Source organism: Acidovorax sp. GW821-FHT10A04 (assembly GCF_059415825.1).
Window position 1 is genome coordinate 203645 of record NZ_JBWKNZ010000006.1, and the last position, 24852, is coordinate 228496.

General features: G+C 68.1%; 27 protein-coding genes. 6 read left to right on the forward strand and 21 right to left on the reverse strand.

What is annotated here, in order from left to right; genetic code table 11:
• Window positions 1–75 precede the first annotated feature (75 nt).
• The 9 genes from AC07PF_RS15025 to AC07PF_RS15065 form a co-directional block, all read right to left on the reverse strand.
• Window positions 76–369, reverse strand: a complete 294-nt coding sequence (locus AC07PF_RS15025) for a hypothetical protein (RefSeq protein ID WP_494612416.1) — start codon at window positions 367–369, stop codon at window positions 76–78.
• 35 nt (window positions 370–404) lie between these two features.
• Window positions 405–698 (reverse strand): FixH family protein, encoded by a 294-nt coding sequence (locus AC07PF_RS15030; RefSeq protein WP_494612417.1) that lies wholly within the window; start codon window positions 696–698, stop codon window positions 405–407.
• Between the two features lie 46 nt (window positions 699–744).
• The gene (ccoG, locus tag AC07PF_RS15035; protein ID WP_494612418.1) at window positions 745–2205 is read right to left on the reverse strand and encodes a cytochrome c oxidase accessory protein CcoG; all 1461 of its coding nucleotides are present in this window, start codon (window positions 2203–2205) and stop codon (window positions 745–747) included.
• Window positions 2206–2316: 111 nt separating this feature from the next.
• On the reverse strand, window positions 2317–3237 hold the full coding sequence (gene ccoP, locus AC07PF_RS15040; protein ID WP_108016516.1) for a cytochrome-c oxidase, cbb3-type subunit III: 921 nt from the start codon (window positions 3235–3237) through the stop codon (window positions 2317–2319).
• Between the two features lie 50 nt (window positions 3238–3287).
• Complete coding sequence (locus tag AC07PF_RS15045) at window positions 3288–3425, reverse strand: cbb3-type cytochrome oxidase subunit 3 (protein WP_007860005.1); 138 nt, start codon at window positions 3423–3425, stop codon at window positions 3288–3290.
• Between the two features lie 10 nt (window positions 3426–3435).
• A complete protein-coding gene (gene ccoO / locus AC07PF_RS15050; RefSeq protein ID WP_494612419.1) occupies window positions 3436–4074 on the reverse strand; it encodes a cytochrome-c oxidase, cbb3-type subunit II in 639 nt (212 codons plus the stop codon).
• Window positions 4075–4102: 28 nt separating this feature from the next.
• The gene (gene ccoN, locus AC07PF_RS15055) at window positions 4103–5545 is read right to left on the reverse strand and encodes a cytochrome-c oxidase, cbb3-type subunit I (protein WP_494612420.1); all 1443 of its coding nucleotides are present in this window, start codon (window positions 5543–5545) and stop codon (window positions 4103–4105) included.
• A gap of 62 nt (window positions 5546–5607) precedes the next feature.
• A complete protein-coding gene (gene ccoS, locus AC07PF_RS15060; protein ID WP_007860012.1) occupies window positions 5608–5745 on the reverse strand; it encodes a cbb3-type cytochrome oxidase assembly protein CcoS in 138 nt (45 codons plus the stop codon).
• Complete coding sequence (locus tag AC07PF_RS15065; RefSeq protein WP_494612421.1) at window positions 5745–8189, reverse strand: heavy metal translocating P-type ATPase; 2445 nt, start codon at window positions 8187–8189, stop codon at window positions 5745–5747. The genes ccoS and AC07PF_RS15065 overlap by 1 nt, the downstream gene beginning before the upstream one ends.
• 99 nt (window positions 8190–8288) lie before the next feature.
• Here AC07PF_RS15065 and AC07PF_RS15070 point away from each other — a divergent pair, with 99 nt between their 5' ends.
• Complete coding sequence (locus tag AC07PF_RS15070; protein ID WP_007860018.1) at window positions 8289–8735, forward strand: universal stress protein; 447 nt, start codon at window positions 8289–8291, stop codon at window positions 8733–8735.
• A 795-nt stretch (window positions 8736–9530) separates the two neighbouring features.
• On the opposite strand, the gene AC07PF_RS15075 is transcribed toward AC07PF_RS15070, so the two are convergent.
• Window positions 9531–10472, reverse strand: coding sequence for a LysR family transcriptional regulator (locus AC07PF_RS15075; RefSeq protein ID WP_494612422.1), 942 nt, complete (start codon window positions 10470–10472; stop codon window positions 9531–9533).
• Between the two features lie 67 nt (window positions 10473–10539).
• Here AC07PF_RS15075 and AC07PF_RS15080 point away from each other — a divergent pair, with 67 nt between their 5' ends.
• A complete protein-coding gene (locus tag AC07PF_RS15080) occupies window positions 10540–12018 on the forward strand; it encodes an MFS transporter (RefSeq protein WP_494612423.1) in 1479 nt (492 codons plus the stop codon).
• A 12-nt stretch (window positions 12019–12030) separates the two neighbouring features.
• Here the strand turns inward: AC07PF_RS15080 and AC07PF_RS15085 are convergent, their stop codons facing one another.
• The 3 genes from AC07PF_RS15085 to AC07PF_RS15095 form a co-directional block, all read right to left on the reverse strand.
• Entirely contained in the window at window positions 12031–12735 is a 705-nt protein-coding gene (locus tag AC07PF_RS15085) for an SDR family oxidoreductase (protein ID WP_145696173.1), read from the reverse strand.
• A gap of 154 nt (window positions 12736–12889) precedes the next feature.
• Entirely contained in the window at window positions 12890–13204 is a 315-nt protein-coding gene (locus tag AC07PF_RS15090) for a hypothetical protein (RefSeq protein ID WP_494612424.1), read from the reverse strand.
• A gap of 203 nt (window positions 13205–13407) precedes the next feature.
• On the reverse strand, window positions 13408–14169 hold the full coding sequence (locus AC07PF_RS15095; RefSeq protein WP_494612425.1) for an SDR family oxidoreductase: 762 nt from the start codon (window positions 14167–14169) through the stop codon (window positions 13408–13410).
• 130 nt (window positions 14170–14299) lie between these two features.
• Between AC07PF_RS15095 and AC07PF_RS15100 the strand changes: the two genes are divergently transcribed.
• Complete coding sequence (locus AC07PF_RS15100; RefSeq protein WP_494612426.1) at window positions 14300–15199, forward strand: AraC family transcriptional regulator; 900 nt, start codon at window positions 14300–14302, stop codon at window positions 15197–15199.
• On the opposite strand, the gene AC07PF_RS15105 is transcribed toward AC07PF_RS15100, so the two are convergent.
• Window positions 15150–15374, reverse strand: a complete 225-nt coding sequence (locus AC07PF_RS15105; RefSeq protein ID WP_145696169.1) for a hypothetical protein — start codon at window positions 15372–15374, stop codon at window positions 15150–15152. The genes AC07PF_RS15100 and AC07PF_RS15105 overlap by 50 nt on opposite strands.
• A gap of 340 nt (window positions 15375–15714) precedes the next feature.
• On the opposite strand from AC07PF_RS15105, the gene AC07PF_RS15110 reads away from it, so the two are divergent.
• From AC07PF_RS15110 to AC07PF_RS15120, 3 genes are all read left to right on the forward strand, one after another.
• Window positions 15715–16095 carry a hypothetical protein gene (locus AC07PF_RS15110; RefSeq protein ID WP_494612427.1) on the forward strand — a complete coding sequence of 127 codons (381 nt, stop codon included), beginning with the start codon at window positions 15715–15717 and terminating at the stop codon, window positions 16093–16095.
• A 2-nt stretch (window positions 16096–16097) separates the two neighbouring features.
• Complete coding sequence (locus tag AC07PF_RS15115; protein WP_494612428.1) at window positions 16098–16928, forward strand: hypothetical protein; 831 nt, start codon at window positions 16098–16100, stop codon at window positions 16926–16928.
• A gap of 101 nt (window positions 16929–17029) precedes the next feature.
• Window positions 17030–17395, forward strand: a complete 366-nt coding sequence (locus tag AC07PF_RS15120; RefSeq protein ID WP_494612429.1) for a DUF1801 domain-containing protein — start codon at window positions 17030–17032, stop codon at window positions 17393–17395.
• A 94-nt stretch (window positions 17396–17489) separates the two neighbouring features.
• Here AC07PF_RS15120 and AC07PF_RS15125 read toward each other — a convergent pair whose 3' ends face one another.
• From AC07PF_RS15125 to AC07PF_RS15155, 7 genes are all read right to left on the reverse strand, one after another.
• Window positions 17490–19055: a malonate--CoA ligase gene (locus AC07PF_RS15125; RefSeq protein ID WP_007861103.1), complete on the reverse strand. Its 1566-nt coding sequence runs from the start codon at window positions 19053–19055 to the stop codon at window positions 17490–17492.
• Window positions 19056–19094: 39 nt separating this feature from the next.
• A complete protein-coding gene (locus tag AC07PF_RS15130; RefSeq protein ID WP_494612430.1) occupies window positions 19095–19895 on the reverse strand; it encodes an enoyl-CoA hydratase/isomerase family protein in 801 nt (266 codons plus the stop codon).
• 8 nt (window positions 19896–19903) lie between these two features.
• Complete coding sequence (locus tag AC07PF_RS15135; RefSeq protein ID WP_145696163.1) at window positions 19904–20899, reverse strand: tripartite tricarboxylate transporter substrate binding protein; 996 nt, start codon at window positions 20897–20899, stop codon at window positions 19904–19906.
• A gap of 170 nt (window positions 20900–21069) precedes the next feature.
• Window positions 21070–22566 (reverse strand): malonyl-CoA decarboxylase, encoded by a 1497-nt coding sequence (locus AC07PF_RS15140; protein ID WP_494612524.1) that lies wholly within the window; start codon window positions 22564–22566, stop codon window positions 21070–21072.
• A 2-nt stretch (window positions 22567–22568) separates the two neighbouring features.
• Complete coding sequence (locus AC07PF_RS15145) at window positions 22569–23237, reverse strand: GntR family transcriptional regulator (RefSeq protein ID WP_145696162.1); 669 nt, start codon at window positions 23235–23237, stop codon at window positions 22569–22571.
• A gap of 330 nt (window positions 23238–23567) precedes the next feature.
• The gene (locus AC07PF_RS15150; protein WP_007861092.1) at window positions 23568–23879 is read right to left on the reverse strand and encodes a cupin domain-containing protein; all 312 of its coding nucleotides are present in this window, start codon (window positions 23877–23879) and stop codon (window positions 23568–23570) included.
• A 36-nt stretch (window positions 23880–23915) separates the two neighbouring features.
• Window positions 23916–24806, reverse strand: a complete 891-nt coding sequence (locus AC07PF_RS15155; RefSeq protein WP_494612431.1) for a helix-turn-helix transcriptional regulator — start codon at window positions 24804–24806, stop codon at window positions 23916–23918.
• Between the last annotated feature and the right edge of the window lie 46 nt (window positions 24807–24852).

Genomic DNA, 24852 nt, shown 5'->3' on the forward strand with positions numbered 1-24852 from the left:
ATCACCGCCCGCATTCAAGAGCCGTGCCAGCCCGTGCCCTCCCGGTTTTCCCTGCCCTGCCCGACTACTGGGTGTTCAGGGCTGTTGATGTCGGGCACAGTCCGCTGGCCGCTCGGTCACCGGCACCGGGCAGCGGTTGAGCTCGAAGGGCGACATGGCCAGCAGCGTGGTGAGCGCGCTCGATGCCATGGTGACCAGCCAGAACACGAAGAAGGCCACGGTATAGACCCCCTCGCGCGACAGTGCCAGCGGTTGGTGGCCAAACCAGTGCATGTCCTGCGGGTCCACGAAGGCGAAGACCAGCATCTCCAGCACACCGGCCATCAGAAAGGCGGGCCAGGCGATCCACATCAAACGCTGCAGTCTCATGGGTGTGTCTCCTTCACTTGGATGCTTTGGCGCCGTCAGCGCGGTTTGTCCTGCTCGGGCGTGGCCGCATGGTTGCGGGCCTTCATGGCGGGGGCCAGGCTGCCGGCCTTGTCTTCCAGTGTCTTGTTGATCTCGATGCCCTGGCGGTAGTAGTCCTCGGCCACCACGGGGTCGGGGCGGGCGATGGCCAGCCACAAGGTGGCAAAGCCCGCGACGACGACGATGGCCGGGCCGGAGATGACCAGCCAGACATGGCCGAACTTCCACCAGGGGGCGGACGAGACGGCAGGGGCAGCGATGGGCGCTGCGGCGACGGAGGGGGATGGCATGTGATTGCTCCTGAAAAAAATGGGGTCGTCGGGCTGGAAGGCCCGGTCAGCGTGGCACCAGGAACACCGACTTCTCGGTGACATGGCCCCCGCCGCCCAGGGCCTCGATCTCGAACTGCACGGCGTGCGAGCCGGGCGCAGCCGAGCCGTAGGGGATCTGCAGGCGCACAGCCACCCAGCGCGACTCGGCGGCGCCGATATCGACTTCGGCTTCCGATGCCACTGTGAGCCCATCGATCCCGTGCGCGCCGATGCGGTAGCGCTGGCCGGCCTCGGTGGCGTTCATGATCTGCAGGCGGTAGATGTTCTCGAGCTGGCCGCCGGCCACGATGCGCGAGAGCGCGGCGCGGTCGCGCACCACATCGACCTTGAAGGCGGTGCGCAGGGCCAGGCTGGCCGTGAGACCCACGCACAGCGCGAGCAAAATCGCGCTGTAGATGAGCACGCGGGGCCGCAGCACGCGCCGCAGCATCTGCGCGCCGCTCCAGCGGGCCGCCACGGCGTTCTCGGTGGCATAGCGGATGAGGCCGCGCGGGTAGTGCATCTTGTCCATCACGGTGTTGCAGGCGTCCACGCACAGGCCGCAGCCGATGCATTCGTACTGCAGGCCGTTGCGGATGTCGATGCCCACCGGGCAGACCTGCACGCACAGGGTGCAGTCGATGCAGTCGCCCAGGCCCTTGGCCTTGTAGTCCACGGTCTTGTTGCGCGGGCCCCTGGGTTCGCCACGCCCCAGGTCGTAGCTGACGATCAGGGTGTCCTTGTCGAACATGGCGCTCTGGAACCGTGCATACGGGCACATGTACTTGCACACCTGCTCGCGCATGTAGCCCGCGTTGCCATAGGTGGCAAAGCCGTAGAACAGCACCCAGAAGATCTGCCAGCTGCCTTGCAGCGCCAGCAGCTCGCCGCCCAGCGCGCGGATGGGCACGAAGTAGCCCACGAAGGTGAAGCCCGTCCACAGCGCGACGCTGATCCACAGGAACTGCTTGAGCGCCTTCTTGCGGATCTTCTCCCAGGTCCAGGCTCCGGCGTCCAGCCGCAGGCGTGCGCTGCGCTCGCCCTCCACCTTGTGCTCGATCCACATGAACATCTCGGTGTACACCGTCTGCGGGCAGGCAAAGCCGCACCACAGGCGCCCCGCCACTGCAGTGAACAGGAACAGCGACATCGCGCTGACGATGAGCAGGCCGGTGAGGTAAATGAAATCCTGCGGGTACAGCACGAACCCGAACAGATAAAAGCGCCGCGCTCCCAGGTCGAACAGCACCATCTGCCGCTCGCCCCACTGCAGCCAGGGCACGGCATAGAACACCAGTTGGGTGAGGGCCACCATGGCCCAGCGCCAGCGCGCGAAGGTGCCGCTGATGGAGCGCGGGTAGATCTTCTTTTGCGCTTCGTACAGCGACACCACTTCGGCCGCTGCATCGGTGGTGCCACCGCCGGGGGCTGCGGCTACCGGGGTGATGGGAATGACCTTGCGGGCAGGCCCGCTGGGTGGCTTCATGGCAGTTCTCGAAAGTTCTGGCCTTCGGCAATGCCGGTTCGGGGCATTGCGGTGGGCCTGGTGCGCCCCTGCCCCTGCCGTGGAGGCGGGGCCAGGAGCGCCGGGTTCAGCTCATCGCGCGGCGGCTGCAGCGCCGTTGCTGGAAAGGCTCCACACGTACGAGGCCAGCACATTGATCTGAGCCTCGGTCAGCTTCTCGGCCTGGGCCGGCATCTGGTTGGTCTTGCCGTTGTTTATCATGGCGGTGATGGCGGCCTCGCCCCAGCCATGCAGCCACACGTCGTCGGTGAGGTTGGGGGCGCCCAGGGCCTGGTTGCCCTTGCCGTCCATGCCATGGCAGGCGGCGCAGGCACTGAACTTGGACTTGCCCAGCGATGCGCGCAGCGAGTCGTGCGGGCTCTTCGAAAGACTCAGCACGTAGTGCGAGAGATTGCGCACGTCTTCCGGCGAGCCCACGGCCGCCGCCATCGGCGGCATCACGCCGGTGCGGCCCTGCGCGATGGTCTCGCGGATCTTGTCGGGTGTGCCGCCGTGCAGCCAGTCGCCGTCGGCCAGGTTGGGAAAGCCCTTGCTGCCGCGTGCATCCGAGCCGTGGCACTGCGCGCAGTTGTTCATGAACAGGCGTTCGCCGATGGCATGGGCCTGCGGGTCGCGCGCCATGTCCTCGGGCTTCATGTCGGCAAAGCGGGCGTACAGGGGCGCCAGCTCTGCCTTGGCCTTGTCCATCTCGGCCTGGTACTCGCCCAGCTGGGTCCAGCCGAGCTTGCCGGCGAAGGTGCCCAGGCCCGGGTAGGCAGCCAGGTAGGCCAGGCCGAAGACGATGGTGATCACGAACATCCACACCCACCAGCGCGGCAGGGGGTTGTTCATCTCGACCAGGTCTTCGTCCCAGACGTGGCCCGTGGTGTTGTCGCTGGTGGCCATGACCTTCTTGCGGCCGGCCATCCACAGCAACAGGCCGCAGGCGACGATGCCGCCCAGGGTCACGGCGGTCACGAAGACCGACCAGAAATTGCTGGTGAAGTCACTCATGGGGTGCTCTCTTGTTCATATGGTTGTCGTTGTTCTTGAGGCGGGCACGGTCACTCGTGCTCGAAGGGCACGCGGCCCGCTTCGTCGAAGCGATCCTTGTTGCTGCCCAGGTAGGCCCAGACCCAGATGCCGATGAAGCAGGCAAGTGAAGCGAGCGTCGCAACGATACGCATGGTGGTGATGTCCATTTCAAACTCCTTACTTGAGCGCGCGGCCCATGACCTGCAGGTAGGCCACCAGGGCATCCATCTCGGTCTTGCCCTTGAGCTCGGCAGCCGCGTCGGCGATCTGCGCGTCGGTGTAGGGCACGCCCACGGTGCGCAGCGCCTTCATGCGGGGTGCGGCCACGGCGGGGTCGACGGCCGTCTTCTCCAGCCAGGGGTAGGCGGGCATGTTCGACTCGGGCACCACGTCGCGCGGGTTGGTCAGGTGGATGCGGTGCCACTCGTCGCTGTACTTGCCGCCCACGCGGTGCAGGTCGGGGCCGGTGCGCTTGCTGCCCCACTGGAAGGGGTGGTCGTAGACGAACTCGCCGGCCACCGAGTAGTGGCCGTAGCGCAGCGTCTCGGCGCGGAAGGGGCGGATCATCTGCGAGTGGCAGTTGTAGCAGCCCTCGCGGATGTACACGTCGCGGCCGATCAGCTGCGTGGCGGTATAGGGCTCCACGCCCTTGACGGCCTCGGTGGTGGACTTCTGGAAGAACAGCGGCACGATCTCCACCAGGCCGCCAATGGCGATCACCAGCAGGATCAGCACGATCATCAGGAAGTTGTTGGTCTCCACCTTCTCGTGGCTGAAACCGGTGGTGGTGGTCGCGGGGGTCTTGTTGTCAGACATGATTGAAAAAGCTCTCCGTACGTGCTGCTCAGGCGTGGGCAGCGTGCACTGCGGGGATGGCGACCTTGGCCGAGCGGCCGGCGATGGCGGTGGCCCACACGTTCCAGGCCATGACCAGCATGCCGCCCAGGTACAGCAGGCCGCCCAGCAGGCGCACCACGTAGAAGGGGTAAGTGGCCTTGACGCTCTCGACGAAGGTGTAGGTGAGCGTGCCGTCGGGGTTGATGGCGCGCCACATCAGGCCCTGCATGACGCCGGCGATCCACATCGCGGCGATGTACAGGACGATGCCCACGGTGGCCATCCAGAAGTGCAGCTCGATGGCCGGCACGGAATGCATCTTCTCGCGGCCGAACAGGCGGGGGATCAGGTAGTACAGCGAGCCCATGGAGATCAGGCCCACCCAGCCCAGGGCACCCGAGTGCACGTGGCCCACGGTCCAGTCGGTGTAATGGCTCAGGGCGTTGACCGTCTTGATGGACATCATCGGGCCCTCGAAGGTGGACATGCCGTAGAACGACAACGACACGATCAGAAAGCGCAGGATGGGGTCGTCACGCAGCTTGTGCCAGGCGCCCGACAGCGTCATCACGCCGTTGATCATGCCGCCCCAGCTGGGGGCCAAGAGGATCAGCGAGAACACCATGCCCACCGATTGCGTCCAGTCGGGCAGCGCGGTGTAGTGCAGGTGGTGCGGGCCGGCCCACATGTAGGTGAAGATCAGCGCCCAGAAATGCACGATGGACAGGCGGTAGCTGTACACCGGGCGGCCGGCCTGCTTGGGGATGAAGTAGTACATCATCCCCAGGAAACCGGCGGTCAGGAAGAAGCCCACCGCGTTGTGGCCGTACCACCACTGCACCATCGCGTCCTGCACGCCGGCGTAGGCCGAGTAGCTCTTCATCCAGCCGGCGGGCACCGCTGCACTGTTGACCAGGTGCAGGATGGCCACGGCCAGGATGAAGGCCCCGAAGAACCAGTTGGCCACGTAGATGTGGCGCACCTTGCGCATGCCCACGGTGCCGAAGAACACGATGGCGTAGGACACCCAGACCAGCGTGATCAGGATGTCGATGGGCCATTCGAGCTCGGCGTATTCCTTGCCCGAGGTGTAGCCCAGCGGCAGGCTCACCACCGCCGACAGGATCACCAGTTGCCAACCCCAGAAGGTCAGCGAGGCCAGCGGCCCCGCGAACAGCCGCACCTGGCAGGTGCGCTGCACCACGTAGTAGCTGGTGGCGAACAGCGCGCAGCCGCCAAAGGCGAAGATGACGGCATTGGTGTGCAGCGGCCGCAGGCGGCCGTAGCTGAGCCAGGGAATGCCGAGGTTGAGTTCAGGCCAGGCCAGCTGGGCGGCGATGATGACGCCCACCAGCATGCCCACTACCCCCCATACCACTGCCATGATAGAAAACTGCCGCACGACGGTGTCGTTGTAGTGCGCTGCAGCTGTGTTGTGAGTTGAATCCATCGGGCACCTCTTTGTGTTCCGATGAGTTTCCCGCTGCAGGGGCAAGGCCGTATTGACGCATGTCAATCGTTGCGGAGAATGCGCTCGCCTTCCTGCTCCACGCTCTCGAACTGGCCGCGGTACACGGCCCACCACAGGCCTGCCAGGATCAGCAGGACCAGCACCACAGACAGGGGGATCAGCAGGTACAGGATGTCCATCACACGGTCTCCAGCGTGGCCTGGGCAAGGGCTGGTGGCTGAGCGGGTGCGGCCCGCTGTTCGCCGACCAGGCGGGCCAGGCGCGAGGCGTTGAGCACCACCAGCAGCGAGCTCAAGGCCATGCCCAGCCCCGCCAGCCAGGCCGGCATGTGGCCCAGTACCGCCAGCGGCACGCACAGTGCGTTGTAGGCGGCCGCCCACCACAGGTTCTGACGCACTACGCGCAGCGTCTTGCGCGCCAGCAGCAGCGCCTGCAGCACCAGCTGCAGGCTGCCGCCCAGCACCACGAAGTCGGCGCGCGAGCGCGCCAGCGGCACGGCGCTGCCGAAAGCGAAGGACACGTTGGCACCCGCGAGCACGGGCCCATCGTTGAGCCCGTCACCCACCATGGCGACCTGGTGCCCTTCGGACTGCAGCATCTGCAGCGCGGCCAGCTTGCCGCCCGGCGTGCAGTCGCCCCGGGCCTGTTCGATGCCGGCCTGCAAGGACACCCGCCGCACCGATGCCATGCGGTCGCCCGAGAGCACGTGCACGGCAATGCCTTCGCGCTGCAGTGCCTGTACCACGCTACGGGCCTCGGGCCGCAGGTCCTCGGCCAGGGTGAAGCGGGCCAGCTCCACGCTGGCGCCGTTCTCGCCCGCCTCTTCGGACAGCACCACCTGCAGGGCCGCGCTGTCGTCGGCGCCCTGCCCCGCATCCGCACCGGCGTGGCGCGCCGAGCCCAGGCGCAGACGGCGCGGCGCAAGCGCGCCGCTGGCATCCAGCAAGCGCGCGGTCAGCCCCTGGCCGGCTTGCTCCACCACGTCCGAGGCGATCCACCGCGGCTGCACGCTGCCATCCGCCGCCGCGCACAGCGCGCGCGATGCCGGGTGCACCGACTGGCCCGCGATGGCCGCGGCCAGCGCCAACGCGTCGCCCTGCGTCAGGCCGGCGATGCTTGTGTGCACGCCCTGCAGCGCCATGCCATCGCGCGTGAGCGTACCGGTCTTGTCGAAGACGATAGTGTCCACCGCGGCCAGGGCTTCGAGCCCCTGCAGGTTGCGCACCAGCAGGCCATGGCGCGCCAGGGTGCCGGCGGCAGTCAGCATGGCCACCGGTGTGGCCAGCGACAGCGCGCACGGGCAGGTGACGATGAGCACCGCCACCGCCACCATGAGCGCATGGCCCGGACTGCTGGGCCACCAGTATGCTGCTGCCACCACGGCGGCCAGCAGCACGGCCATGAGAAAGGGGCGTGCCACGCGGTCGGCCAGTTGCGCCAGGCGGGGCTTTTGCAGCGAAGCGCTTTCCATCAGCGCCACGATCTGCGCAAAGCGCGTGGCACTGCCCGTACCTTCCACACGCACCTGCACCGCCGCCTGCAGGTTGTAGCTGCCGGCCACCACCGTGCTGCCCAGCGGGCGCGCCACGGGCGTGGATTCGCCGGTGAGCAGGGCCTCGTCGGCCTGGGTGCTGCCTTCGGTGATGCAGCCATCGGCCGGAAAGGCCTCGCCGGGCAAGACGCGGATCACATCGCCCACCGCCAGGCTGCGCGTGGCCACGCGGGTGAAGGTGCAGCCATCGGCACCGCGCCGCTCCACGCTGTCGGGCAGGCGGTTCATCACCGCCTCCAGCGCGCCGGCCGTGCTGTCGCGCAGGCGCAGTTCCAGCCAGCGGCCGGTGAGCAAAAAGAAGACGAACATGGTGAGCGAGTCGAAGTACACCTCCTTGCCGAAGATGCCCGCAGGCTCGAAGGTGCCCGCCGTGCTCACGGCAAAGGTGATCGCCATGCCCAGCGCCACGGGCAGGTCCATGCCCACGCGGCGCCGGCGCACGTCGCGCAGCGCGCTGGCGAAGAAGGGGCCGCAGGCAAAGCACACCACCGGCAGCGTGATGACCCACGAGGCCCAGCGCAGCAGGGTCTCCATCTCCTGCGACAGGTCGCCCGGCTGCGCCACGTAGGCGGGCCATGCGTACATCATCACCTGCATCATGCAAAAGCCGGCCACCAGCCAGCGCCACAGCGCGCGCCGGCTCTCCTGCTGGCGCGCCGTGCGCGCAAACGCGTCCACCGCTGGCAGCGCCTGGTAGCCGGCCCGGGCCACAGCCGCCATCCAGCCCGAGGGCCGCACCTGCGTGGGCTGCCACACGATGCGCGCGCGGTGGGTGGTGGCACTCACATCGGCCTGCAGCACGCCGCGCACGCTGCGCAGCGCCTCTTCGATGGTGAGGGCGCAGGCCGCGCAGTGCATGCCCGAGAGCACCACATGCGACTCCCAGGCCGGCGCATCCTGCGGGACTGCGCCCGGGGGCCATTCGACCGGTGCGCCACCTGCGGCGCAAGGACGGCCGAACGACGCCCACTCCTGCGGGTCGTCGAGCAGCGCGGCATGGGGGTCCTGCCGCTGCTGCCGGGGGGCCCCCGGCACGTCTGGCTCTGCGGAGATGGGGGCGGCATTTGACATGGCTCAAGCCTATCGCCGCAGCAGGGTTGGCGGGTTGACCTGGATCAAGGCAAGGAACATCATGGTCCGTACGCTTGCGGTATCTACAAGGAGACCACCATGTACTACCAACGCATCCTGATCGCCACCGACGGCTCCACCCTGTCCGAGAAGGCCGTGGACCATGGCCTGGCACTGGCGGAGCTGTCCGGCGCCACCGCCGTCGCCCTCAAGGTGGTGCCGCGTTACCCACGCAGCTATTTCGAGGGCGGCATGCCCGTGGAGCTGGCCGATGTGAAACGCATCGAACAGCAATGGAACGACGCCGCCCAGGCCCTGGTAGATGCCGTCAAGGCACGCGGCAGCGCGCGCGGCATCACGGTGAAGGCCGTGGTGAGCAAGTCAGACCTGGTGGCCGAGGCCATCATCGCTGCGGCGAAGAAGCACAAGGCGGATCTGATCGTGATGGCGTCGCATGGGCGCAAGGGAGTGAAGCGAATGTTGATGGGGAGTGAGACGCAGCATGTGCTGACCCATTCGCACATTCCTGTTTTGGTGTTGAGGTAGCTTGCTGTCGGTGGTTGCCGTTTGCTTTTACCGAGGGCGGAGGCCGGGGAGTGCGCCCGGCGGCGCACCTTCTTTCTTTTGCGTCGCCAAAAGAAAGAAGGCAAAGAAAAGGCGACCCCGCTGCCCATGTCCCCCATCGTCCTATCGGGCGCTGGGGGCAGCCTGCGATGCTCTGTCCTGGGGTGTGCCGCAGAACTCGCTGCGTTCTTCGAACTCCGCTCAGACAGCTGCGGCAAGCCAGACAACGATGCGCGTGTCCTTCGGCACGCGCTCACCCCAGGCCCTGCGCTTCTCGGCACGGTCAGAAGGGGGTGGGAGCGGGCTCCCCTCGGGCCATTGCTTCGCTCGGCCTGATGGTCCGTCGCTGCGCTCGGCTCGCCAGGGCGATCGTGCCAGTTTCGTCGGCAGCGCGCAGCGCGTAACCGACACCCGGCGTAGCTGCGAAGCAGCAGCCGTGTGGTACCCGCTCCCCACCCCTGCTGGCTGCGCCGAGAAGCGCAGGAACTGGGGTGGGCGTGTGTGCCGAAGGACACACACGCTTCGTCATCTAACTTGCCGCAGCTGTTTGAGCGAAGTTCGAAGAACGTAGCGAGTTCTGCGGCACCACCCCAGTTCCGAGCATCGCAGGTTGCCCCCGTTCGCCCGACAGGGTGAACGGGGGACGCAGACTGGGGGTCGCCTTTTCTTTGCCTACTTTCTTTTGGCGACGCAAGAGAAAGTTACTGCGCCGCCGGGCGCACATCCCGGCCTCCGCCCTCAACACAAACAACAGAAGCAACCACAACCCGACCAAAGCTACCTCCGCTGACGCGCCGGCTTCACCGCCGGCCCCTTGATCAACGGATCGTCCAACACCTTCAACAACCACTCCCTCAACCACCGATGCGCCGCATCCGCGCTGTACCGCGGATGCCACGCCATCCGCGTGGTGTCACTCGGCAAAGGCAGGGGCAAGGCAAAGACCTCGAGCTTGAGCGACGGCGACATGCCCCGCGCCACCCGCTCGGGCACACACGCCACCAGGTCCGACCGCGAAGCCGCAATCAGCGCCGCAAAGGCACTGGGCACCTGCAGCGCCACCAGGCGCGTGAGCCCCAGCACAGCCAGCGCATCGTCCAGCGTACTCGGCTCCCCGGGCCGCAGCGTAACGCCCACATGGCGCACAGCGGCCAGGCGCGCCGGGGTCAGCGGCCTGGCGAGCAAGGGATGGCCCGCGCGCGCCGCGCCCACCAGTTGCTGCTGCGACAGCTCCTGCCACTCCACCTCGGGGTCGCGGCTGCGGAACACGCCCACATCCAGGTCCACCCGGCCCTCGCGCAGGGCCGCGGGGTCGCTGTGGCTCTCGGCCAGGAACTGCAGGCTGGCCAGCGGCATCTCCTGCGCGAGCGCCTGCGACAGCGCAGCGCCGTAGACCACCGCCATGCCCTCGGGCGCGCGCACCACGAAATGCCGGCGCACCTGGGCCAGGCCGCCCGGCCCCTCGCCCGGTGACTGCAGCGCCCGTGCCTGGGCCAGCAGCTGGCGCACGGGTTCGGCCAGCGCCAGGGCGCGCGGCGTGGGCACCAGTTGGCGGCCCGCACGCACCAGGATGGCGTCGCCGAACGCCTCGCGGATGCGGGCCAGCGCATGGCTCATGGCCGGCGTGGAGAGGTGCACGCGCTCTGCCGCCGCCGTCACGCTGCCGGTAGCCAGCAGGGCGTCGAGCGCGACCAGCAGGTTGAGGTCATAGGTTTTCATACGGTGCAACTGTATGTTCAGATCATTGCACTGTACACAACTGCCACCAGCCAGGACACTGCTGGCCATGACGACCACGACTTCGACCACCTCCCCCACCCGCCGCGGCATCGCGCTGACGATGGCAGCCCTGATGCTCATGCTGGTGCTGGCCGCGCTGGACCAGACCATCCTCTCCACCGCCCTGCCCTCCATCGCGCGCGACATGCCGGGCACGCTGCCGCCGGCCTGGACCTTCTCGGCCTACCTGCTGGCGGCCACCGTGGTGATCGCGCTGTACGGCCGCCTGGCCGACGTGCATGGCCAAAAGCCCATGCTGCTGGTGTCCATCGGGCTGTTCCTGGGCGGCTCGCTGGCCTGCGCGCTCAGCCAGAGCATGCTGCAGCTGGTGCTGGCGCGCGCCCTGCAGGGTGCGGGCGGCGGCGGGCTGATGACGCTGACCATGCTGACCGTGGCCGCCATGTTTCCGCAGGCAGCGCGCGGGCGCTACCAGTCGCTGCTGGGTGCGGTGTACGGCGTGGCCACCATGTTCGGGCCGCTCACGGGCGGCTGGCTCACCGAGCACCTGTCCTGGCGCTGGGCCTTTGGCCTGAACGTGCCGCTGGCCCTGGTGGCTTTCGGCATCCTCGCGGCCACGCTGCGCCGCCAGCCGACGGGGCCGCGCACGCCCATCGACCACCTGGGGGCCCTGCTGCTCACCGGCGCGCTGTGCAGCGCCCTGCTCATGACCCAGCACCAGCGCCTGCAGCTGCCCGACTGGCTGTCAGCCGCCGTGCTGGGCACTGCGTGCGCGGTCTGCACCGCCGCCTTCCTGCTGCGCCAGCGCCGCGCCGCGCACCCGCTGGTGCCGCTGTCGCTGTTCGGCCGGCCCGTGTACGCAGCAGCCTCCGCCATCGGCCTGGTGACGGGGGTGGCGCTGTATGCCGCCGTGGTCTTCATGCCGGCCTACCTGCAGACGGCCCTGCACCTGGCGCCCACCGCGGCCGCCTGGCACCTGCTGCCGCTGATGGCCGGGGTCACGGGCGCGGCCATTGCCAGCGGTCGCCTGCTGCGTGCCCGCATTCCGGCACGCCGCATGGGCATGCTGGCCAGCGCGCTGGTGGTGCTGGGCTTTGCACTGCTGGCCGCAGGCATGCAGTGGGCCCCGGCCCAGCCGCTGGTGTTGTCGCTGTGCCTGCTGCCGCTGGGCGCGGGCATCGGCGTGCTGTTCCCCATCATCACCATGGTGTCGCAGCGTGCATCGCCCCTGCCGCTCATGGGCATCGCCACCGCCGTACCGGTCATGCTGCGCAGCCTGGGCGGCGCCGTGGGCGTGGCCTTGCTGACCACGCTGTTCGCCGAGGTGATGCACGCGCTGGTGGCCGGCCACCCCGCGGCCATCGCCGAAGCCGGCCCGCATGCGCTGCAGGCCGTGTGGGCTGCAGCCGCAGCCGTCGCCGTGCTCGGCGTGCTGGCGTGCCGCTGGCTGCCGGATGCGCCCATGGAGCAACAGGCGCAGCAACCGGCGGTGAGCGCGGTCGCCGCAGGTGGCGGCGTAGCGGCCTGAGCCGGGGATCGATCAGAGCGAGCGCGTCAGCCCGCCATCCACGCGCAGGTTCTGGCCCGTGATGTACGCCCCGCCTTCCGACGCCAGGAAGGCGATGGTGGCGGCGATTTCCGCGCTCTTGCCATAGCGGCCCAGGGGCACGGTCTCGCGGCGCTCCTCCGTGGCGGGCAGGCTGTCGATCCAGCCGGGCAGCACATTGTTCATGCGGATGTTGTCCTTGGCGTAGCTGTCGGTGAACAGCTTGGTAAAGGCGGCCAGCCCGGCGCGGAACACCGCCGAGGTCGGGAACATCGCGCTCGGCTCGAAGGCCCAGGCGGTGGAGATGTTGATGATGCTGCCCCCGCCCTGCTTTTGCATGTGGGGCACGACCAGGCGCGTCGGGCGGATCACGTTGAGCAGGTAGACGTCCATGCCCGTGTGCCATTGCTCGTCCGTCAGCTCCAGCACCGGCGCGCGCGGGCCATGGCCGGCGCTGTTGACCAGCACGTCCACACGGCCCCAGCGGGCCACGGCCTGGTCCACCAATCGACCCAGGTCCTCCACCGACTGGTTCGAGCCGGTCACGCCCAGGCCGCCCAGTTCGGCCGCCAGCGCCTCGCCCTTGCCCGACGAGGACAGAATGCCCACGCGGTAACCATCTGCCGCCAGCTTGCGCGCTGCAGCGGCGCCCATGCCGCTGCCACCAGCGGTGACGAGGGCTACTTTTTCTACTGCCATACGGAATGCTCCTGAAAATGCTGGCTCAAAGAATAGCATCCAGAGTCCGCCCGAGGGTGTAGCGGCCCAGGCATTTGCCTGTAGATTGGCTACACCCTGACGACAAGCCCGGGGCTGGTGAGCAGCACAAAAAACAGCAGCAACCGCCGAGGTGTCAGCCCACTCCCCGGGGCGCCAACAGGGCCCCGACCAGCGCCTTGCCGTACTTGCGGACGGCAAGCACCGACAGCACCAGCGCCACCAGTTGCTCGCCAAAGACCAGCACCATGCCCAGGAAGGGAACCTCCAGCCAGGGCGCCACCATGCCCACGATGGAAAACGGCAGGCGCACAAAACCGATGACGGCATAGACCAGCCCCACCAGAATGGCATAAGACCAGGCACCCGGCGGGTAGCCGCGGATGAAGAAGGCCGGCAACAGCAGCGGCCATGCCAGGTAGATGAGCTGAAAGCCCAGCATGTAGGCCAAGGCCCCCATGTCCGACGCGTGCGCCGCACCTGACGCAGCGCACATTGCGGCCTGCAGCGCTGGTTTGATTTTTGCCATCTTCTTCACCCCCCCCGTTGTGTCTGTGGTCGCGGGCGGCCTCGCCATCCTCTCCTACCGGCCCGCGGCGCATGGTGCCACAAACGGCCAGGGAACCACGCCACAGAGGGCTGCGTGCGGATCGCCTACCGCTCTTGCCGGGCCTGCGCGCGGGCCAGCGCCACGGCGTCGGCCCCTGCAGGAAAGCGCAACTGCGCCCCCTCGTCCGTCGCGGCGCGCCACACGGCCTCGGCCACATCGGCCTCGGTGGTCACGGCACCGATCTGTGCGAACGATGCGAACACGCTCTGCGCATAGGGCGCATAGGCCTCGGGGATCAGGCCCTGCATGCGCTCGCTGCCATTGCTGGTGAAGCGGGTGGACGGCGCATAGCCCGGCTGCACCAGCTTCACGCGCACGTCGAAGGCTTCGAGTTCGAACGCCAGCGACGCCGTGAAGCCCTCGATGGCGGTCTTGCTCGCGGTGTACACCGCCACCAGGGGCATGGGCGCAAGGGTGGCGCTGGAGGTCACGTTGACGATGGTGCCCGCGCGGCGCGCACGCATCTGCGGCAGCACGGCCTGCGCCATGGCCATCGCGCCGAAGGTGTTGGTCTCGAACACCTCGCGGGTCGTGGCCATGGGCGTGGCCTCGAACGCGCCGAACAGGCCGATGCCGGCGTTGTTCACCAGCACGTCGACGGGCCCCGCCTCGGCCAGCACGGCGGCAATGCCGTCGGCGCGGGTGACGTCGAGCGGCAGCACGCGCATGCGCTCCCCAGCGGGCAGCAGGCCGGCCCGCGGGCTGCGCATGGTGGCGATCACGCTCCAGCCCTGGGCATGGAAATGGCGCGCGGTTTCGAGGCCGTAGCCCGAGGAGCAGCCGGTGATGAGCACGGTTGGGGTCATGGTGATGTCCTTGAAGAAGAAGAAAAAAGAAGAAGAGGAGAGGGGTGGGTTGACAAGGCCTCAACGATAGGGATCAATAGCCGGACCATCCACAATGAAAAGTCCTGTTTTCATTAGCAATCGTCCGGTCATGAACGATCCCCTTGCCGAAGTCATCGCCCTCTTGCAGCCCCGTGCCGTGTTCTCCAAGGGCATCAGCGGCGCCGGCCGCTGGGCCGTGCGCTATGCGGATTTCGGGCATCCGAGCTTTTGCGTGGTGCTGGAGGGCAGTTGCCAGCTGGCGGTGGACGGGCAGGACGCCATCACCCTCGACGCAGGCGACTTCGTGCTGCTGCCGGCCACGCCGGGCTTCACCATGGCGGGGGCAGAGCCAGCCGCACCCCGCTACATCGACCCGAAGACGGCGCCCGCGCCCACCACCGAGCTGCGCCACGGTGAGCAGGACGGCCCGCCCGACGTGCGCCTGCTGGGCGGCTACTTCGTTTTCGGCTCGCCCGACGCGGCGCTGCTGGTCTCGCTGCTGCCGGCGCTGATGCATGTGCGTGGGGTCGAGCACCTCGAGGTGCTGGTACAGCTGGTGAACCGGGAGTCGGGCGCGGAGCGCCCGGGCCGCGAGCTGGTGCTTTCACGCCTGGTGGAGCTGCTGTTGATCGAGTCCCTGCGCTCGACCTCATCGGGCGATGACGCGCCTCCGGGCCTGCTGCGCGGCCTGGCCGATGCGCGCATTGGCCAGGCCATGCGCCACATGCATGCCAGCCCGTCCCGCCCCTGGACCATGGCCCAGCTGGCGCAGACGGCGGCCCTGTCGCGCTCGGCCTTCTACGAACGCTTTGCGCGCGCCGTGGGCATGCCGCCCATGGAATACCTGCTCGCCTGGCGCATGGCCCTGGCCAAGAACCTGCTGCGCCACCAGGACCTGGCGATTGCCGAAGTGGCCGAGCGCGTGGGCTACGGCTCGGCCAGCACCTTCAGCACCGCCTTCAGCCGCCACGTGGGGCTGGCGCCGGGGCGGTATGCGCGGGCGGGCTGAGGCTGCGCAGCGCACCCTCCTGCAAGGCGGTCACGGGCCCGGCCACCAGGGAGGCCGCCATGGCCAGCGCCCACAGCAACAGGAGCAGCAAAAAGCGCCTCGCGTCGCCCGAAAGCGCCAGGAGGTGTCGTTGCAGTCGGGGCAGCAGGCGCCGCAGGATCTGGAATGTGTTCATGGCAGTCCACGAATGCTATCGGGCGCCGGCGGTTCTGTATGTCCCTAGAACTTGTGACAAGGGCCCATCCCCCGGCGCCCGCGGGCGGCCTTGGCGCCTCAGCAGGCCAACCCCTTCAGGCCGGATCTGCCGATCTGGGCCCCGGTGCATCAGCGCCTGCGCTCCCGGTCAGAAATCCCCGCCGTATCACGGCACGCTACCCCAGGTAGCCGTGGATCGGCCGTGCGCAAGAAAACCACGGGGCCGTGCAAAAAGCCACCGATGCTCCCGCTTGCTGCCATAGTGCGGCCTACAAGCCCTGGTGACATCCGCCAACCACTGCCGCCCACGACTGCACCGCATGCGCCCATCGGACCGCTCCGCCCCCCTTCCCTACCTCTGGACCACCCTTGCCTACGTCGTCGGAACGCAGTGGGTCAACTGGGGCTGGAGCCGGATCGCGGGCAAGTCCTCTGGCCAGGAGCTCTTCATCCTGCTGCTGTACAGCATCTTCTTCTGGCCACTCGCGGTGGCCATCGCAGGCGTCGTCCTCGTCACCGTGTTCAAGTTCACCCCGGGCCCCGTGCGCGCGGCCATCGCGCTGGGCCTGGTCGCGCTGGGGCTGGCCGTTTTCGGCGTGCCCACGGTATGGAACCTGTTGTTCACGGGCTTCATCGGAATTTCCGTGTTCGTCCATGCGCAGCGCGAAGACCAGGACAACGCCGACCTGGAAAAGCTCTGACCATGGCGGTCAAGGAATCCCCGCCCTGGGGCCTGCTCGAATCGTTTGACAACCCGCTGTGGGAGCGGGTGCAGTTGGTGAACGCCAAGCCGGAGTGGATCGTGCGCAGCACGCACCGCGGCCACGAATGGATGGCCATTGAGCTGCGGCACAGCGCGGTGGGCGTTTTCAGCGAGGGCATCGACAACACCACGGTCTTCCTGGTCCGGCTGCCCGAGGCATCCGACGAATGGCATCTGCCGGCAGAGCGCATCGCATCGCACCGGCAGGTGAGCGTGGACCGCGAATGTGTTTACCTGGCGACCCTGGGCGAAAGCCCCCGGGTGCGTGACTGGCCGTACTGGCTGGACCTGGTGGCCGACGCTGCCGATGAAGTCATCCGCACCCGCGGAACCGCGCCCTCCCCCGCTCCCACGCGGGCGGCGAACGGGAGTGCCACCGAGCCGACCGCCCGGGACCAGACCACCTGGAACCCGCACGATGCCCAGTGGGTCGCGTGCTGGCTGTTCATCATGGTGCCCCTGGCCGTGGTCATCGTCGGCGTGGCGTTCTGGCATTACAGGGAGCTGGCCGTGCACGGCGCCATCGTCCAGTGCAACAAAAAAGAGGAATGGGGCTACGTGCTGAAGGGCTGGAAAGCGAAGGCCTACATCGGGGTGGTACTCAGCCCCCTCTTGCCATGGTGCAAGATGGCGCACACCATGGCCACGCGCCTGCACAAGCCGGGCTTCGCGCTGCGGATCCATCTGGAAGGGATCGCCCTGCTGGCGATCACCTACCTTGGGATCCAGCTGCTGGCCAAGATCAGCGATTCGGTCAGTGGTGCCTGTTGAGTGAGTGGCCTGGGCCGGCATCCTGCTGGCCAGCCGGCTGCAAACCGTGGCAGGATAGGCGCCTGCACCCATCCCACCCCATTCCATCCTGGCGACACCCCATGCCTGCTGCCACTGCCGCCGACCGCGTTGCCCAACTGCTCGAGGACGTCCGCGCCCACGATGCGGACCGCTACACCCTTGTCCAGACCCTGCGCGAGACCGTGCTGGGCCAGAATGCCGCCATCACCGAAGAGGTGAAGTACGGCGGCATCCTGTTCGGTGCAGCCAGGCCGTTTTGCGGCATCTTCTCGTATACCAAGCATGTGTCGCTGGAATTCAGCGAAGGCGCAGCCCTGCCCGACCCGCATGGCGTGCTGGAGGGCCAGGGCAAGGGCCGGCGCCACATCAAGCTGGCCACGGTGCAGGACATCGCGGCAAAGCATGTGGCCGAGTACCTGAAGCGCGCGCTCCAGGCCGCCAAGTGAGCTGAGCCTCAGAGCCTGCCGGCGCCCACCACCAGCACCTCGTGCACGGCACGCGTGCACGCGTTGGCCCAGCGTGGCCGCGCCCAGGCCCCGCTCAGGCGAACAGCCCCTTGTGCTGGTCGCGCAGCAGGTTCTTCTGCACCTTGCCCATGGTGTTGCGGGGCAGTTCGTCGGCAACGAAGCAGCGCTTGGGGATCTTGAAGTTGGCCAGCTGCGACTTGAGCTGCGCCACGATGGCCTCGCCGTCGAGCTTGGCGCCCGGCTTGGCGATCACGACGGCCACGCCCACTTCGCCGAAGTCCGGGTGCGGCACGCCGACCAGGGCACTTTCGGCCACGCCGGGCATGTCGTTGATGTAGCCCTCGATCTCGGCGGGGTAGACGTTGTAGCCGCCGCTGATGATCAGGTCCTTGCTGCGGCCGACGATGCTCACGTAGTCGCGCTCGTCCACCTTGCCCACGTCGCCGGTCTTGAACCAGCCGTCCTGGGTGAACTCCTCGGCCGTCTTCTCGGGCATGCGCCAGTAGCCCTTGAACACGTTGGGGCCCTGCACCTGGATGCTGCCGATCTCGCCCACGGGCAGCGGCTTGTTCGCATCGTCCACCACGCGCAGGCCCACCCCTGGCAGGGGGAAGCCCACGGTGGCGCCGCGCCGCTCGGTCTGGCCGGCATGGCGCGCATCGGCCGCGTAGGGGTTGGAGGTGAGCATGATGGTCTCGCTCATGCCGTAGCGCTCCAGGATGGTGTGGCCCGTGCGCTGCTGCCATTCGTTGAAGGTCTCGATCAGCAGCGGCGCAGAGCCCGCGACGAACAGGCGCATGTTCTTCGCCGTCTGCTTGTTGAGCCCGGCTTCGGCCAGCAGGCGCACATACAGCGTGGGAACGCCCATGAAGACGGATGCGCGCGGCATGGCGGCGAGCACGGCCTTCGGGTCGAACTTGCTGAACCAGATCATCTTGCTGCCGTTGATCAGCGCGCCGTGAATGGCCACGAACAGGCCGTGCACGTGGAAGATGGGCAGCGCGTGGATCAGGACATCACCGCTCTTCCAGCCCCAGTAGTCCTTGAGCACCTGGGCGTTGGACAGCAGGTTGCCGTGCGTGAGCATGGCGCCCTTGCTGCGGCCCGTGGTGCCGCTGGTGTAGAGGATGGCGGCCAGGTCGTCGGCCGAGCGCTGCACGGGCGTGTGCTCGTCGCCATGGTGCGCGGCGCGATCGAGCAGGCTGCCGGTGCGGTCGTCACCCAGCGTGAAGACATGCTGCGTGCCCTGGGTGAAGGCGATCTTGCTCACCCAGCCGAAGTTGCCAGGCGTGCAGACCACCACGGCAGGCTCGGCGTTGCCGATGAAGTATTCGATCTCGGCGCTCTGGTAGGCCGTGTTGAGCGGTAGGAACACATAGCCCGCACGCAGGGTGGCCAGGTACAGCAGCAGCGCTTCGACCGATTTTTCGACCTGAACGGCCACGCGGCTGCCCTCGGGCAGCTTGAGCGAGGCGAGCAGGTTGGCGATGCGGGCGCTGGCGCGCTCCAGGTCGCTCCAGCTGTAGAGCAGCGGCCGGCCATCGGCGGTGGAGGTCTCCACCGCCGTGCTGGCCAGGTCGGCGGGGAAGGCAGCGCGCAAGGCGCTGAACAGATTTTGCTGGGGGGTGGTGGAACTCATGGTGCGGTCATCCGGATGTGCAACAAAACGGTGGTTCATTCAAAACACGGGGGGACGTTTTTCGAGGAAGGCGGTGATGCCTTCGCGGTGCTCGGCGCTGTCCGCATAGGCATAGGGGTCGGGGGCATGGCCCGACAGGGGGTCTGCAGGCGGCACGCCTTTGAGCGCGCGCATCGTCTGCTTGTTCAGGCGTGCGGCGCCAGGCGCCAGCGCGGCGATGCGGCACGCACTGGCCACGGCCTCGGCACGCGCTTCTTCGGCACCGGCCACCACGCGGCTCAGAAAACCGCGTGCAAGCATCTCGTCGGCACTGAAGGTGGCCGCCTCCAGCAGCATCTGGCGTGCAGTGACCTCGCCCACGGCGCCGGCCACCAGTTGCGCCTCGCGCGGCGCCATGGGGAAGCCCAGGCGCGCAATGGGCGCACCGAAGCGCGCCCCCGCTTGGGCCACGCGCACGTCGCAGCAGCTGGCGATCTCCACGCCCGCGCCCATGCAGGCGCCGGCGATGTGGGCGACGATGGGCACATCGCAGTCGAGCATGGCCGACAGCCCGCCCCAGACATCGCCTTCGTGAAATTCGCGCAGCGCCGCCGCATCGAAGCGAAAGCCCGGGTACTCCGAGATGTCGCCGCCCGCGCAGAAGGCCGTGCCATTGCCCTCGATCAGCACGCAGCGCGCCTCATGGCTGCGCTGGATGTCCTTGAACACGGCACGCAGCTGCTGCCACATGGCACGCGACATGGCGTTGAGCCGGCCGGTGTGGCGCAGCGTGACCTGCACCACGCCGGCCTGCCCTGCCTGCCCGGCAGCGCGCTCTGCAACGACCTCTGCGGCTGCCATGCTGCGCATCAATCGAGCTTGGCGCCCGAGGCCTTGACCACCGTGGCCCAGCGCTTGACTTCGCTGCTGACCATGGCGCCGAACTGCTGCGGCGTCAGGGTGCCGTACTCGGCGCCGTTGCTGGCCCAGATGGTCTTGATCTCATCGGCCGTGCCGATGCGTTTGACCTCTTCCACGATGCGCGCCTGGATATCGGCCGGCGTGCCCTTGGGCGCCCACAGCCCGTACCAGGTGGTCACGGTGTAGTCGGGCAGGCCCACCTCGGCGGCGCAGGGAACGTCGGGGAAGGCCGGGTTGCGCTTGCTGCCCGAGACCATCAGCGCCTTGATGCGGCCGCCCTTGATGTGCGCTGCCGATGAACCCAGGCCGTCGAACATCATGTCCACATTGCCCGCGATCAGGTCCTGCAGGGCCGGGCCCGCGCCGCGGTACGGGATGTGGGTGATGAAGGTCTTGGTCTGCTGCTTGAACAGCTCGCCCGCCAGGTGGTGCGAGGTGCCGGCACCGGCCGAGCCGTAGTTGAGCTTGGCGGGGTTGCGCTTGACGTGCTCGATGAACTGCTGGTAGTTGGCCACCGGCACTGCCTTGGGGTTGACCACCAGCACCTGGGGCACGTTGGCCAGCAGGGCCAGGGGGATGAAGTCCTTCTCGATGTCGTAGTCGAGCTTGGGGTACATCGACGGAGCGATGGCGTGGTGCACGGCGCCCATGAACAGGGTGTAGCCGTCGGGTGCGCCCTTGGCCGCGAAGCTGGCGCCCACGGTGCCGCCGGCACCGCCCCGGTTGTCGATGACCAGGGTCTTGCCGACGGTCTTGGAGAACTGGGCGGACATGGGCCGGGCGAAGGCATCGGTGCCCCCGCCAGCAGGGAACGGCACCACCAGGGTCACCGGCTTGCTCGGCCATGCGGACGCCTGGGCCCAGCTGCTGCCACAGGCCATTGCAGCGGCCGCAGCGGCGGCACCGCGCAGCACGTCGCGGCGCTGCAGGTCGTTGTCTTTCATCTTGTCTCCTGTCTTATAAAAATAAAAATGAAATGGAATTGCCAACACACAAGAGGCGCATGGTAGCGCCGGCTCACGACACGGGTGTCACCGATGCACACCCTGTCTGCAGGGATTGCCACCAACCGCCTGCATACCGAGGCACCGGGCCCACGCCCGGGTTCTTCAGATCAGTTTTTGCACAGGCTGTCGATGTCCCCGGAGGTGGGGATCTTGCCCTGCGCGAGCAGGCTGCGGTGCTTGTCGATGCGCTTCAAGTCATACAGGTAGTTGACCATCAGCCCGTACGACTGCTTGAGGCCCTTGGTGGAGGGGTCGCCGCCCCAGTTCAGGCGCTCCACGCGCGCACCGTTGCCCAGGTGAAAGCGCGCCACCGGGTCCACGGGCTTGCCCTCGGCCAGCTCGCGCGCCAGGTAGTGGGCCGCGCATTCGAGCAACAGCTGCCGCACGGGCGAGCGCGCGTCCAGCTCCAGCGGCTTTTCGAGTGCGGTGAGCAGATGCGCGGCCTGCGGCGGCTCGAAACCCACGGCACGGCCCAGTTCGCCACGCCGTTTCTCGTCCAGGCGCTCCAGCATGGGCGCGGCATGCTTGGCCAGCCAGCCGCGAAAACCCGGAATGGGCGAGAGCGTGGCAAAGGTGCGCAGGCGCGGGAACTCCTCGGTAAGCGTCTCCACCACGTGCTTGATCAGCGAATCGCCGAAGCTCACCCCGCGCAGCCCCGTCTGGGTGTTGCTGATGGAGTAAAAGATGGCCGTGGTGGCCCGGGCCAGGTCGGCTGGTGCGGCAGCCTCGTCGAGCAGTGGCGTGATGCTGCTGGAGATGTGGTCCACCAGCGCCACCTCGACGAAGATCAGCGGCTCGTTGGGCAGGCGCGGGTGGAAGAAGCCGTAGCAGCGGCGGTCGCTGTCTAGCCGGTTCTTCACGTCGGCCCAGCTGCGGATGTCGTGCACCGCCTCGTACTTGATGAGCTTTTCGATCAGCGAGGCCGGCGAGTCCCACGACAGGCGGCGCAGCTCCAGGAAGGCCACGTCGAACCAGGTCGAGAACAGGTGCTCCAGCTCGGCATCGAGCGCCAGCAGGCGCTTGTCGGCCTTGAGCAGGGGCAGCAGCTCGGCGCGCATGTCCACCAGAAAGCGCATGCCCTCGGGAAACACCGCAAAGCGCTGCAGCAGCCGCGTGCGCGGCGACACCAGGGCGCGGCGCAGGCTGATCTCGGCCTGGCCCTCCTCGGCCGTTCCGGCCGCGGCCTCGTAGCGCTGGCGGGCCGACTTGAAGCGCGTGGCGTCGGGCGCGAACTGCTCGCACAGCAGCAGCCACATGTCGCGCCGCTCTTCCGCAGTAGCCTCGGCATACCACTGGGCCACGCCCTGGGCGCGGCGCCCGCCTTCGAGCTCGCTCACCTGCGGGGCCACCACCTCCTGCAGGTCGGCCAGCAGGCGGCGCAGCGCGCGCGGCGACAAGGCCTCCTGCCCGCGGCGCAGCGTGGCCGCCAGCCGCTCGTTGGTGGAGCGCGGCGCGGCCACCTTGGCCACCACGTCGGTCACGTTGGCCTTGTCGGCAGCCGCTGCTCGCGCGGGCTTGTCGCCGGGGGCCTTGTTGTCGCTGGCAGGGGCAGCGGAGCGCAGGCGCGAGACACTGCGGGCGATCCATTCAGGGGCGGTGTTCATGTTCATCGTGTCAACCTCGATTGCTGGGTGCGGGCTACGTCGCGCAGGGCCTCGCGCTGGCGCAGCAGATGGGTGCGCATGGCCTCCTCGGCGGCATCGCAGTCCTGGGCCTTCAGGGCGGCAAACACCGCCAGGTGCTCGGCCAGGCTCTGCTGCAGGCGGCCGGGCGCATGCAGTTGCTGCAGCCGCGCCAGGCGCAGGATCTTGCGCAGGTCGCCAATCACCTGGGCCAGCCAGCGGTTGTCGGCCAGGGTGATGAAGGCCTCGTGGATGGCGTGGTTGGCGGCGTAGTACTCGGGGATGCGCCCGGCCGCCGCGTGCGCCTGCAGGCGCTGGTGCAGCACCTCCAGCGCAGCCACGTCGGCGGCGCTGGCGCGGCGCGTGGCCTCGTGGGCGGCACGCCCTTCGAGCAGCGCGATCACGGGGAAGATCTCGTCCAGATCCTTGGCCGTGACCTCGGCCACAAAGCAGCCGCGCCGCGGCTCATGGCGCAGCAGCCCCTCGGCCACCAGCACCTTGAGCGCCTCGCGCAGCGGTGTGCGCGAAATTTCGAGCCGCTCGCACAGCGCCACTTCGTCCAGGAAGCTGCCCGGCGCCAGCGTGCCGGCAAAGATCTCCTCCCGCAGCCGCGAGGCGACTTCGTCGTGCAGGGAATTGGATACCAGGCGCATATTCAGGCGAACTCCGGGCGATCGGCTGCCGGCCCTTGCATCAGGGACCGGCTTTTGCCGCCAACGTGTCCTCAAATGACGACAAACGCTGGCTTTGCTTTCGCATGGGTGTAATTTCTCATAATTATGCAAAATGACAAGAGGGAAAGCGTGATTTTTCGTAAGACAGCCCAAAAATCAGGGGAATGCGGCGGGGGAGCAACAAGACAAGGCCTGGATGAGCCGGTGGCTGCGCCCATTTGCAAGGTGCCGACCATCTGAAATTGGCGTGGCCGGCAGCATTGGAGAACGCCACAGCGCAGCCATGCGCTGCAGTCCGTCGCGCCGTGCTCAATCAGCAGCGTTGCGCCGCGCCACCCAGTACGTCGCCCCCTGTACGCCATAGCGCTCCGAATGCGGCTCGTTGCGGTACAGCGCAAAGCTATCGCCGGGCACGAGGTGGCGCTCCTGCCCTGCGCAGGTGAGCCACATCTCGCCCTGCACGACGATGGCGCTCACGCCGAAGTCGTGGCGGTGCTCGGGCACCACCTGGCCCGGCGCCCATTCGCGCACCAGCACCTCATCGAAACCGTCGGCCAGCGACCGGGCCTGGAACTGCTCGAAGCTCGCGTGAACAGGTGGGTTGGCGGGCGGGGTGGTCATCTGGCTCGTCTCCTGGTGGGGTAGCGGGGCAGGACACTAGGCCGGCGCGGACTGGCGGGGCCGCTTCGCGGCCGGCAGGGCAGCAACCGCCCTGGTGCCCTCGCCCGCCGCGATCAGCGCCTTCACGCGCGCCAGGTCGCGCGGCGTGGCCGGGGTGTAGACCACCATGCCCAGGTCGGGCCGGCCATCGACGGCAAAGGCCGAGTACTCCAGATCGATGGGGCCGGCCACCGGGTGCACCACATGCTTGGGGTGCTCGCCGTAGGCACTCTGCACATCGTTGCCGCGCCACAGGGCGCGGAACTCGGGGTCGAGCTGGCACAGCTCGTCGACCATGGGCTGCACGCGCGCGGCGGCGCCGGCGCGCGCCACGTCGGCGCGGAAGGCACCGACAATGAAGCGCGAGTCGCGCTCCCAGTTGGGCATCTTGCGGCGCAACTCCGTACTGCCGAAGACCACGCGCAGGATGTTGCGCTGTCCGGCAGGCAGGGCGCCATAGTTGGTCAGCACGCGGGTGGAGGCATGGTTCCAGGCAACCACATCCCAGGTGGAGGTCTTCACATAGGCCGGGCTGGTTTCCAGCGAATCGAGCACGCGCTGCAGGCGGGGCGTCACGCCCTCGGCATCCTGCAAGCGCACCTCGGGCGGGCGCCCCAGGGCCAGCAGGAAGACGTATTCGCGCTCGGCCTCGGTGAGCATCAGCGCGTGGGCGATGCGCGAGAGCACCTCGGCCGAAGGCGCCCCTCCCCGCCCCTGCTCCAGCCACGTGTACCAGGTGGCGCTGACATGGGCGCGCTGGGCCACCTCTTCGCGGCGCAGGCCGGGCGTGCGCCGGCGCGCCAGCGGAAAGCCCAGAGCGGCCGGATCGAGCCGTGCGCGGCGGTCGCGCAGGTAGTCGCCGAGCGCGTTGTCGTTGATGTCGGGCATGGGATGGGGCGCTCTTCCTGTTATCTCTTATACCTGTATACGAACA